Genomic DNA, 10330 nt, shown 5'->3' with positions numbered 1-10330 from the left:
ATCATCTAAAAAGGAGGACATATCATCGAAGTGCTGAATTAGAGACATAAAAAATCCGATATTATTTCTAATATCGGATTTTGAAGCTATGAAAAGATCAGTCAAGTGATCATAAAAATATTCTTAACTGATCAGCATTAAGCTAGTTTGCTGGCTTTCTTGACTTAAGTTAATCCCTATTCACCCCAATAGCAGGTTTTAATATTGCCGATAGAATACCCAATAAAAATATACCACCAATTGTTAACTGATGTGTTTTGTAACATTTATCTCGTTTCCTTTTGATTTTAAATCACCTAATCTGGGCACATATCTGCAAGGAGAGAACAATGAAAGACTTACAAAAATTAGTGGGTAATTTAAATAAATCAGGCGCGCTGAATGGCTTTTTGGGTGGTGTTGCCGGCGGTGGGCTAACGAGCTTGATGGGCGGAAAAAGTAAAAAGAGCAGTAAAAAAGCCGTAAAATATGGTGCGCTTGCTGCTGTCGGTGGCCTTGCTTGGAAAGCCTATAAACAATACTCAGAACAAAAAGCGGCTCCAGTTCAGCAAACTAGTTCTCGTGGTTTTGATTTTACCCCCGCCACGCTGCCCGAGCAGTCATTCACTGATGCAATCGACGATAATCACAGTGATGGGCAATTATTACTCATGCGCGCTATGATTGCAGCGGCCTATGCTGATGGCCACATTGATGAAACCGAAAGACAAAAAATCTTCGCACAAGTAGAAACAATGCAATTGTCAGTGCAAGAAAAAGCCATGCTGTTTGATGAGCTAAGAAAACCAATGCAACTATCAGAGTTAGTTGCCGCTGTGCCAAACGCACAAATGGGTATTGAAGTATATGCAGCCAGTGCCAGTGCAATTGATTTGAACCAAACAGTTTCTAAACACTACTTAGACACATTGGCCAATCAGTTATGCATTCCTAGCGAACTGGTAATGAGTATTCATAGAGAACTTTACACGATTAGCTAAACCATTAACATTATTAGTTATTAGATACAAAAGAACGCCAGCAAAAATTAAACTTAGTTCTGTTTATATGGATATTTTGCAAGTGACGTACAGCAGCGTCATCGCACAAAATAAAATATCAAAATACAATCAAAAAAATGGCCACAATTAACATGTGGCCATTGAAACGCTAAAATACTATAGAGCTTATTGCAGCCACTAATTCATTTTATTGTATTAGTGCTATTTCTTTGAATATCACGAATCCCTTGCTTACCTTCTTTTTCCAAAGCAGCAATTTGTTCAGGTGTACGACACACGCGAGTAGCAATATTGCTGCCAGTCGGTTTTTCCATTTTACAAATTAAGCCATCGTTACTTGCTTGTTCTTTACCTGAGTTTGCGCATCCAGATAAAACTAAACCAACCAAGGCCAACATTAAAAACCTCATAAACAAATTTCCTTTTAAAACTAACTAAAACTAATAGATAATCATGAAAACGAGCCGCCACTATAGCAATTCATTATCAACAAGAAAAACGCTAATGTGCTTTTTTAGTCCCATAACGGATCATATCTTTACCGTTTTCATAAACATCATTACTTACGTAACGACCCAGTAGCAGCTTATGACTATCATCAAGCACCGCAACAAATGGGCGACCATCACTATTGTTTGTAGCAAGTGCAACTCCGGCTACGTTCTCAAGCCCTAAACCGCCATTTTCAACTAGGCGTAAAAACGTTTCTAACTCATCTAATGTTTCAATTACATCGTTATCGTTAATCATCTCAAATACTCAGTGTTGCAAATGCGCGTAGCATAGCAGGATTCAAAATAAGGTGCTAATTGGCGTGTCTAAGAAACTCTATAAAATGTCGTTTTTTTGCAATATTAAACAATGCATAAGCACTAAGCTCGTTGAAAATATTATTTAAGGGTCATTTATGAAACGAGCTAACTATTTTTCTTTACAACCACTGCTAATAAAGCACCTAATGGAACAAGAGCAACTTATAAAACAGGCTGCCGAAACGACTTTCAGCTTAAAAACATGGGAGCTTATTAAATTAAGAGTGTCGCAACTTAATCAATGTGCTTTTTGTATTGCGATGCACACACAACAAGCAAAAGACTATGGTGAAACTACGAACCGTATTATTGGTTTATGTGCTTGGAAAGATATGCCCTTTTACACTAACCAAGAACAACTTGCGCTAACTTTGTCAGAAAAATTGACACAAGCACAGCCAATTGATGATACTTTCTACCAATCGCTAGTTAAAGAATTTACAGACGAAGGGTTAGTCGCTCTCACAATCGCTATTAATGCCATTAATAGTTGGAACCGTATTGTGAAAATGTTTAAACCTGAAGTGGAGTTTAATGAGTAACCACCTTACCTTAGAACTGATGACCCCTAAAGGTGATATTGCCCAAAGTATTCAAGCTATTTGGTTTGCCAGGGCGAATTTTCAAGGGGAGCAATGGCTTGCTTGTGACGGAGCTACAGGTGTTATATTTCCTGTTGCAGGTGAGCTACTGCTTGATGACCATCAGTTGCTCCCCCCTTATGCATTCCAACAAACATCTACACATGCTTCTAAACTTACTTTTTCAGAAAATGCTGTGTTCTGTGGTATTCGTTTTAACCCGACCGTTTTGCCTGAACTTGAACGCTCTGCACACCCTATCGTCGCAAAGAGCTCATTAAATGCTATAGCAAAAACCTTGCAACAGAGTGCCAACCTCGAAAAGTTTGTGACCTTGGTCAAATCGTATTTCACTAGCCAGCACAGATTAAATCAACATAATAAACACTCAAAACATTTAATCCGTAATCTCATTGAGTTAACGCCTCTCGAAACGGCTTATCAGCGTGCCCCACTGAGTCAACGTCAGCTTGAAAGGCAGGTTAAGGAGCAATGTGGTGTCACACCTAAATATTTTGAACGTATTTACCGAGTAAAACTGGCTAAACAAGCAATTAAGGAAAACCCTGAGCAAAGCTTTGCAGATATTGCTGTAGAGTGTGGCTTTACCGATCAGCCCCATTTAATCAAAGAGTTCAAAGCAATAATGCACGTCACCCCGGCAAAATACCGCAAGTTATTAAAAGACGCTCAAACTAAACAAACAAAACTCATTTTGCGTTAGTCATCTTCAAAACGCAGAATATCACCTGGCTGACAACCTAAGTGCTTACAAATTGCATCTAAGGTTGTAAAGCGTACAGCTTTAGCTCGCCCAGCCCTAAGAACGGATAAGTTTTGTGGCGTAATACCTATCGCTTCAGCTAATTCTGTAGATTTCATTTTTCGCTTAGCTAACACAACATCTAAATCAATAATAATCGCCATTAAATCACTAACTCTTGCTCTTCTTGTAGTTGCTGTGCTTGGCCCATAATCCAACCAATAACATAAATAATCAACCCCACCACTAAACCTATAATATCAGTATCTTGTATCGTCACGACTCTTCCCATATCAGTTCCTGTTGCAAAATTAAGAAGAGTTATAAGTAGTGGTGGATAGCATACAACTAGTGCAAATTGCGCTAATAATACGCCACCTAACCATTTAAAACATTGGATATTTTCAATAGTGAAAAAAGATCCACATCGGTAAAGCAGAAATAACCGAATCAAAATTATATTGATAAGAAAAAACGGCAGCAATTGCACAAGACCCAGCCATAAAACACTATCAAAGCCATGCTCACCCAATGTCTGAGCGATTCCTTGCCAAGATCCACTGACTTCAAGGCCAATCCACATATGCGCACCGTTACTTTGCGTAAAACTTAACACATCACTGTCACTGAAAAGGACAATAATGCTTGTTACTAACAAACTAATAAGCGTAAAAAGTAGCAAGCTTAGGATCAGCGTACTCATCCACACTATTTTTTTCATGACGATTTACTCAGTGTTATTTGTTTTAAAAGTTGCTCATAGTGAGTCGCTAACTGCTTACCTGTCAACGCATTTGAATGATGCTTACCTTTTGCAATGTAAAGCTGCTTTTGCTGAGATTTTGCATGTTGATATAAATCTTCCGCTAACTCAGGTGGCGTTTGTGTGTCTTTTTCACCGGTGATTATTAATAGCGGTGCTTGGTAAACTTGTAATACTTTTAAATTATCAACTTGATTAACCTCTTCACTAAATTCAACACTAACAAACGGTTTAGCAAACCACGGAATTCGTGCTGCTGTCATCTGCTCAACATTTGTCACACTGCCTTCGAGTACGAGAGCATCGACGTTGCGCTGACTGGCAACATAACCTGCGATCATACTTCCTAAAGAATGACCATGGATCACCACAGGCAAAGTACTTAGATCGGCTCTGCCTTTCACATAATCAAACACCAGTAATGCATCAGCTTTTAGGTTAGCCACACTGGGTACTCCAGAACTCAGCCCATAACCGCGATGGTCCATCATTAGAATATTTACCTGAAAAGGTAAAAGTAGCTTGGCAGGATCCCCGCCTGCGGCACTAACGCGAAACTGGTTGCCACCAAAGTAAATAACTGTTGCGCGTGCATCTGCAACTTTAATTAGGGTGCCTTTAAGAGTGATGCCTTCATCGGTGGATAAAGTAACTTCTTGCTTTTTGGCTGTCGCATCAACATTTTGTATTTCCCGCATCGTTATTTTTTTATCCGGATACAAAAAGTGAGACTCCTCAACTTTAATTGTCGTACAACCAGTTAATAACAACACAATCAGCGAAACGATTGCTATAGAACCAAATTTCATTTTCTCGATCCTTCTAGTAAAAAAACTACTATGGCACTGAAAAAGTTAAAAAACAAACAAAAATTACCGAAAAACGATAATAAATTAACTCATATCGAACATTTAAAGTCCTTCCTTTGAGGTAAAGTATTGAGCAAAAGCGCTATCTCTGTTCATTCATTATTTCTCTAATTCTATTTTGAGCGATTTTATTTGCGCTCAGCTTTTATCCATAGGATAGTTAACTCAAGCCTACAAAACCTGCTGTAACTAAATAGGATAATCATGAAAAAAGTTTTACTTGCCACTAGCTTAATTGCCTCGTCATTTACTGTATTTGCAGCCAATTTAACCGTTGAGGAACTGCGTATTGAAAAAGCCAGCAAAGCCATGCCAAAGGTGTTGAGTGCTTTTTCTGATGAAGTAAATCAATTTGAAAAACAATGGCAAGCTGCCACCAGTTATCAGCAAGCAAGTGACCTTATTGATGATTACGCCAAACAATTATGGCGCGATGCCAAAGCGCGTATAATTAAAACCAACAGCTTCGACGACCGAGAGCTGTATTGGGCACGTTTACTTTCAAGCAAGATTATTCGCACCAGCAAACCTCAGTTTGCAATGACCGATAGTGAACAAACCGCGTTATTAACCATGCTTGAAAATGGCAGCCGAGGCCGTACCGACCTTGATTACAGTAAAAAAACCGATAAACGCATTTTAATTACAGGTTTTGATCCATTCTTATTAGATAGAAATATTAATCAAAGTAACCCATCAGGTGTTGCGGCATTATTACTTGATGGCCAAGTGATTAATTACAATGGCATTAGCGCTGAGATCAATACGGTAATGGTGCCAGTACGCTACGAAGACTTTGACCAAGGTATTATCGAATCATTACTTGCGCCATATTACGCACTTAACAATGTCGATATGATTGCCACTATCAGTATGGGCAGCAAAGACTTTGATCTTGAACGCTTTCCAGGTAAACGCCGTAGTGTAACGGCACCCGATAACGCCAATATTGTGTATGGCGGCACGGCCACTGCACCGAAAATTTCGAGCCTAAACGACCGCCCTCTTCCGGGCAATGAGTTTGTCACTTTCAGCTTACCCGTTAAGCAGATGCAAAAAGCCAAAGGGCCATTCCCAATCAACGACAATCATAAAGTCGTTACGCTTGAAAAAGCATTTGAGCCACAATCTCTTAAAGAGTTAGAAGGTGCGATTGCAGTAAAAGGCGGTGGCGGCGGCTACTTATCAAATGAAATTTCGTACCGTAGTATTCGCCTGCGTGATGAGCTTAATTCAGACATCCCTACAGGGCATATTCACACCCCACGTATTCAACAATTTGAGCCAGAAACAGAAGCTAAAATTGTTAAGCAAATTAAAGCGATGCTGGAGCAAAGCTTAGTTGCAATTTAAAACGTTAAGCTCAGCTATTTAGTAATAGCTGAGCTTTTTCCAACTCACAATAAGTATTTATTGTGGGCCTGTTCCGCCATTCACTTTACTGCCCAAAGAATTTGGATCATCTAATCGATATGGATAGAGTTGAACATCACCAAATACCGCTGCTCCGCTATCACGATATTGATCAGTTGCTGATCTTCCAGTGTAAATATTTCCTGAAGCACTAAAATAACCCGAGCCTTGATTCCAGTGCGGTTTTGCTGAATTTTCAAAGTAATTGTTTTCTACTAAAACCTCAGCGCCATTCCCCGCACTAATTGAGAAGTAAGTAATGTTCTTCCAGTAATTATTAAACATATGCACACGTGAATTATAGCCATCGACTTTAGGGTTTCTCCCTGCTGCTGTATCCCAAAAATTGTGATGCGCTGTTATTTGAGAGTTTCTGAATAAATGAGTATACCAATGCTGGTTAGCGCAAACTTGCGTGTTATGCCCGTAAAAACGATTCCAACTTAAAGTAACGTTTTGACTATTGTCTACATCAATATATCCATCACTTATTTTATTAAATGCCATGTGATCAACCCATACATGACTACTATCATCTATTGAAATAGCATCACCAGCTTCAACAAGCGCAGGGTTAATATCCTCAAGCATAATGTTCTTAATAATAATATTTCGCTGATTACTGATAACGAGGCTGGCACCAATTATTTTCGAGTTTTTACCTAACCCTTGCAGCGTTTTATTTGATTGCACAATAATACGTCTATCATTGCGGGTAACATTCACGGTTGAGTTTGAGCTACTTCCCAACTCACTACAGCTTTGATTACCAACAGGTATTCTGTACCACGTTTTACCGTAATCACCCCATTGGCCACAATCAAGTGGACAAGCTGGCACCGTTCTATTGGCGGTTCTACAATCAATCACGGTGTTATCTGGAACCTGAATAACCGCAGCAGAACTAGAACTCAACGCCGTACTTAAATCATCACAGCTATATACTGTGATGGCAGTGTTATTACCACCACCGGTCGTTGTGCTCAATCCATCTTGACCTGCTTGAGATGCAAAGCCTATTAAGTCACTAGGAGTGGTTCCTGTAGTCCCACAGTCGCCATTTACTGGATTAATAAACCATCTTTGTGAACTGATCCCAGCATCATCATTTTGATAAACATTTGCAGTATTATTTGAGCCTGCAACTGTCAAAGATTTACCGGTTAACTTATTAACGATATTGAAGCCGCCCGATGAAGATGCTTTTAACAACCAACGTTGATTTGCTCCTTGCCAATCATCATAAGCAATTATATTTGCACCATTTGATTGCGATGAGTTCAACACATCAAGAACTTTATTATTAAATTTAGAGCGAATAATCCAATAGCCATCTGCTTCTTGAATAAGCTGAAACTTTTGGTTATTTCCACCCCAGTATTCGTAGCTAATAATATTCGGGGCTGAGCTAGAATCACTGGTATTTACATCAAGTGCAAGGCCAGACCCCCTATTAATTACAGAGTATACATTGCCAGATTCTGGCATAGCACTACATTCTCGTGCCTGTAAGGTATGTTGAGTAAAGCACAAAAGTACTATTAATGTTTTCACTAACAACTTAGTTGAGCTGTAAATCTTCAAGACTATCTTCCTTAATTATTTATAATATTAAATTACCTATAGAGATAGACTACCCACATGTACCCAAAAACACAATTAATGTTTATTTTTTGTAAAAAACAATAAAACCATCTGAAAACTACATGGCTACAACTCCCGACAAAGTCTGTGTTATTTAAAGCAAAAAACTTAATAGCTGATTTTATCGCTAGCCATACTAAAGTTTGATACATAAAAATTGTAAAACTCTTGTTTATATCTAAACTTTAAGTATGAAAAATCATTAGGCCAATTATATGAAAGGTATCGTCTTTACCGAGTTTTTAGAAATGGTCGAAAATGAGTTTTCTTATGAGGTCGCAGACAAAATCATTGAAGAAAACTCACTTACTTCAAACGGCGCTTACACCAGCGTTGGAAACTACGACAATAAAGAGCTGTTAATGTTGGTCAGCTCATTAAGCAATCACATAAATAAGCCCGTTGATGAACTAGTTCATGCTTATGGTAAGTATTTGTTAAAGCGTTTTTTTGTTTTATTTCCACACTTTTTTGATAGTGTCGAAAGTACTTTTGAATTCCTTGATACCATTGACCAACACGTACATATTGAAGTTAAAAAGCTCTACAACGACGCTGAATTACCAAGCTTTGAAACTAAACGAATTAGCCAGAACGAAATGCAAATGTTTTATCGCTCTGGTAACCCATTTGCATGTCTAGCTGAGGGCTTAATTGAGGGCGCATGCGAACATTTCAATGAAGTTATTACCGTTAAAAGCGAGATTGAGGATAACTATCAATCTGCCACTTTTACTCTAACAAAAGAAGCTTAATGTGGATGAAGAACTCTACAAACGTAGAATAGAACGAGAGCGCCAGGCTCGAAAAGAAGCCGAAGCGCTTTTAGAACAGAAGTCCTTAGAGTTATATGAAGCCAATATGACGCTAAAACATGCCGCCGAAAATCTAGAACAAGAAGTCATCATTCGCACCCAGGATTTAAATAAAGCCAAAGAGTTAGCCGATGCCGCCAACCAAGCTAAATCGATGTTTTTAGCGAATATGAGTCACGAAATCCGTACGCCAATGAATGCAATTCTAGGCATGGCCCACCTCGCCCTTGATACAGAATTAACCGACAAACAATATGATTACATTGAAAAAATCCAACTCTCGGCCAAATCACTGCTTGGTATTATCAATGACATTCTCGACTTTTCTAAAATAGAAGCCAATAAGCTCGAACTTGAAAATAGTGATTTTAATCTAAACAACTTTCTCGCTAACCTAGCTAATTTAGCCAGTAGCTTAATTGAGAAAAATAACATCGAAGTCATTTTTGAAATTGACGATGATATTCCTGAATTTTTAATCGGTGATGCACTTAGGCTCAATCAAGTTTTGTTAAATTTACTGAGCAATGCTATTAAGTTTTCAAACCAGCAAAATGTCACGCTAAAAATGACAAAAGAGTCACAAACCGATACCTCTATTTGTATTAAATTTCAGGTCATTGACCAAGGCATTGGTATGTCTCAAGAGCAAGTAAATAGTGTGTTTAAGCCTTTTTCACAAGCCGATGTTTCAACAACACGTAAGTTTGGCGGTACAGGTCTAGGTCTTGTTATCAGTAAAAAGATCATCGAGCTTATGGGTGGTCACATTGAGGTAAAAAGCCAATTAAACAAAGGGAGTTGCTTTAGTTTTGATGTGTCATTTGCGCTATCGGGTATGCAAAGCTGCCACGACACAAACATTTTCAAACATAAGCGAGCTCTTATTATTGAGCAAAGCGGCCAACCTGAAGCTATTCTCCAAAGCATGCTCAACACATTAAGCATCAATGTAAAAACTATTGATTGCATGGATGAAAAACTCTCTGAGGTCGATATTAGCCATAGTTACGACTTTATTTTTTTAGATTGGCACGTACTAAACTGTGAGCAAAATAACATTTTAGAAAACCTCAAAAAGCAGCTTTCTATCGATATTAAAAAAACCATTATTCTCGCATCTTTTGAAAACCAAGAAGTTAAAGACACGCTAAGTACGCTAGATAAAACCGTTGAAGAAATACTTTTAAAGCCGATTATAAAAGGAAACTTACTAAAAACCCTTGAGCATGTGATGGGGATCGCTACTAAAAAGGAAAACAAAGTAGATAACACCTGTTTTAAAACGCTCGCGGGCTCAAAAATACTTCTCGTTGAAGACAACCCGCTAAACCAACAAGTCGCATCGCAAATATTGCGTTCAAATGGCTTTATTGTTGATATCGCCGAAGACGGGGTTGCAGCGATTGAAGCAGTAGAAAAAGGCACATTCGATTGCATTTTAATGGACTGTCAAATGCCAAGAATGGATGGTTATACCGCCGCGAATAAAATTAAACAGCAATCAAAGTTTGCGCATATTCCAATCATCGCCATGACCGCCAACACCATGGAAGCCGACCTAACTAAAGCAAAAGAATCTGGCATGCAAGGCTACATCGCCAAGCCAATAGAAGTACAAACCATGTTTGAGGTCATTGCTGAGCATTTAACGCAAAAGCAGCTGTAA

The 10330-nt window shown here is 38.6% G+C and carries 12 protein-coding genes; 6 read left to right on the top strand and 6 right to left on the bottom strand.

Going from position 1 to position 10330, the window contains the following annotated elements:
* Nucleotides 1-329: 329 nt before the first annotated feature.
* Nucleotides 330-980 carry a tellurite resistance TerB family protein gene (locus JIG37_RS10455; RefSeq protein ID WP_138599884.1) on the top strand — a complete coding sequence of 217 codons (651 nt, stop codon included), beginning with the start codon at nucleotides 330-332 and terminating at the stop codon, nucleotides 978-980.
* Nucleotides 981-1183: 203 nt separating this feature from the next.
* Here the strand turns inward: JIG37_RS10455 and JIG37_RS10450 are convergent, their stop codons facing one another.
* Nucleotides 1184-1411, bottom strand: coding sequence for a hypothetical protein (locus JIG37_RS10450; protein ID WP_054551896.1), 228 nt, complete (start codon nucleotides 1409-1411; stop codon nucleotides 1184-1186).
* 91 nt (nucleotides 1412-1502) lie between these two features.
* Nucleotides 1503-1751 (bottom strand): hypothetical protein, encoded by a 249-nt coding sequence (locus JIG37_RS10445; protein ID WP_054551897.1) that lies wholly within the window; start codon nucleotides 1749-1751, stop codon nucleotides 1503-1505.
* 157 nt (nucleotides 1752-1908) lie between these two features.
* Between JIG37_RS10445 and JIG37_RS10440 the strand changes: the two genes are divergently transcribed.
* Both JIG37_RS10440 and JIG37_RS10435 read left to right on the top strand, forming a co-directional pair.
* Nucleotides 1909-2355 (top strand): carboxymuconolactone decarboxylase family protein, encoded by a 447-nt coding sequence (locus JIG37_RS10440; RefSeq protein WP_138599883.1) that lies wholly within the window; start codon nucleotides 1909-1911, stop codon nucleotides 2353-2355.
* The gene (locus JIG37_RS10435) at nucleotides 2348-3118 is read left to right on the top strand and encodes an AraC family transcriptional regulator (RefSeq protein ID WP_187489969.1); all 771 of its coding nucleotides are present in this window, start codon (nucleotides 2348-2350) and stop codon (nucleotides 3116-3118) included. The genes JIG37_RS10440 and JIG37_RS10435 overlap by 8 nt, the downstream gene beginning before the upstream one ends.
* On the opposite strand, the gene JIG37_RS10430 is transcribed toward JIG37_RS10435, so the two are convergent.
* The 3 genes from JIG37_RS10430 to JIG37_RS10420 are packed head-to-tail and all read right to left on the bottom strand — an operon-like array spanning nucleotide 3115 to nucleotide 4729.
* Nucleotides 3115-3321 carry a helix-turn-helix transcriptional regulator gene (locus JIG37_RS10430; protein WP_054551900.1) on the bottom strand — a complete coding sequence of 69 codons (207 nt, stop codon included), beginning with the start codon at nucleotides 3319-3321 and terminating at the stop codon, nucleotides 3115-3117. The two genes, JIG37_RS10435 and JIG37_RS10430, sit on opposite strands and share 4 nt — an antisense overlap.
* Nucleotides 3321-3878, bottom strand: a complete 558-nt coding sequence (locus tag JIG37_RS10425) for a DUF2975 domain-containing protein (protein WP_166339193.1) — start codon at nucleotides 3876-3878, stop codon at nucleotides 3321-3323. Before JIG37_RS10425 ends, JIG37_RS10430 begins: the two co-directional genes overlap by 1 nt.
* On the bottom strand, nucleotides 3875-4729 hold the full coding sequence (locus tag JIG37_RS10420) for an alpha/beta fold hydrolase (protein ID WP_199529332.1): 855 nt from the start codon (nucleotides 4727-4729) through the stop codon (nucleotides 3875-3877). The genes JIG37_RS10425 and JIG37_RS10420 overlap by 4 nt, the downstream gene beginning before the upstream one ends.
* A gap of 264 nt (nucleotides 4730-4993) precedes the next feature.
* On the opposite strand from JIG37_RS10420, the gene JIG37_RS10415 reads away from it, so the two are divergent.
* A complete protein-coding gene (locus JIG37_RS10415; protein WP_199529331.1) occupies nucleotides 4994-6142 on the top strand; it encodes a hypothetical protein in 1149 nt (382 codons plus the stop codon).
* Nucleotides 6143-6199: 57 nt separating this feature from the next.
* Here the strand turns inward: JIG37_RS10415 and JIG37_RS10410 are convergent, their stop codons facing one another.
* A complete protein-coding gene (locus tag JIG37_RS10410; protein WP_199529330.1) occupies nucleotides 6200-7786 on the bottom strand; it encodes an RICIN domain-containing protein in 1587 nt (528 codons plus the stop codon).
* A gap of 275 nt (nucleotides 7787-8061) precedes the next feature.
* On the opposite strand from JIG37_RS10410, the gene JIG37_RS10405 reads away from it, so the two are divergent.
* Both JIG37_RS10405 and JIG37_RS10400 read left to right on the top strand, forming a co-directional pair.
* Nucleotides 8062-8601 carry a heme NO-binding domain-containing protein gene (locus JIG37_RS10405; protein WP_138599878.1) on the top strand — a complete coding sequence of 180 codons (540 nt, stop codon included), beginning with the start codon at nucleotides 8062-8064 and terminating at the stop codon, nucleotides 8599-8601.
* Nucleotide 8602: 1 nt separating this feature from the next.
* Nucleotides 8603-10330: a response regulator gene (locus tag JIG37_RS10400; RefSeq protein WP_199529329.1), complete on the top strand. Its 1728-nt coding sequence runs from the start codon at nucleotides 8603-8605 to the stop codon at nucleotides 10328-10330.

This window comes from Pseudoalteromonas sp. bablab_jr010 (genome assembly GCF_016464105.1).
Lineage (GTDB): Bacteria > Pseudomonadota > Gammaproteobacteria > Enterobacterales > Alteromonadaceae > Pseudoalteromonas > Pseudoalteromonas simplex.
Note: the sequence above shows the minus strand (reverse complement) of the source record. Positions and strands in the feature narration are given on the sequence as shown.

Bases quoted from the DNA above. Each gene is read 5' to 3' on its own strand.
- JIG37_RS10425 (WP_166339193.1), bottom strand. From the start codon at position 3,878: ATGAAAAAAATAGTGTGGATGAGTACGCTGATCCTAAGCTTGCTACTT.
- JIG37_RS10415 (WP_199529331.1), top strand. From the start codon at position 4,994: ATGAAAAAAGTTTTACTTGCCACTAGCTTAATTGCCTCGTCATTTACT.
- JIG37_RS10445 (WP_054551897.1), bottom strand. From the start codon at position 1,751: ATGATTAACGATAACGATGTAATTGAAACATTAGATGAGTTAGAAACG.
- JIG37_RS10435 (WP_187489969.1), top strand. From the start codon at position 2,348: ATGAGTAACCACCTTACCTTAGAACTGATGACCCCTAAAGGTGATATT.
- JIG37_RS10455 (WP_138599884.1), top strand. From the start codon at position 330: ATGAAAGACTTACAAAAATTAGTGGGTAATTTAAATAAATCAGGCGCG.
- JIG37_RS10420 (WP_199529332.1), bottom strand. From the start codon at position 4,729: ATGAAATTTGGTTCTATAGCAATCGTTTCGCTGATTGTGTTGTTATTA.
- JIG37_RS10405 (WP_138599878.1), top strand. From the start codon at position 8,062: ATGAAAGGTATCGTCTTTACCGAGTTTTTAGAAATGGTCGAAAATGAG.
- JIG37_RS10430 (WP_054551900.1), bottom strand. From the start codon at position 3,321: ATGGCGATTATTATTGATTTAGATGTTGTGTTAGCTAAGCGAAAAATG.
- JIG37_RS10450 (WP_054551896.1), bottom strand. From the start codon at position 1,411: ATGAGGTTTTTAATGTTGGCCTTGGTTGGTTTAGTTTTATCTGGATGC.
- JIG37_RS10440 (WP_138599883.1), top strand. From the start codon at position 1,909: ATGAAACGAGCTAACTATTTTTCTTTACAACCACTGCTAATAAAGCAC.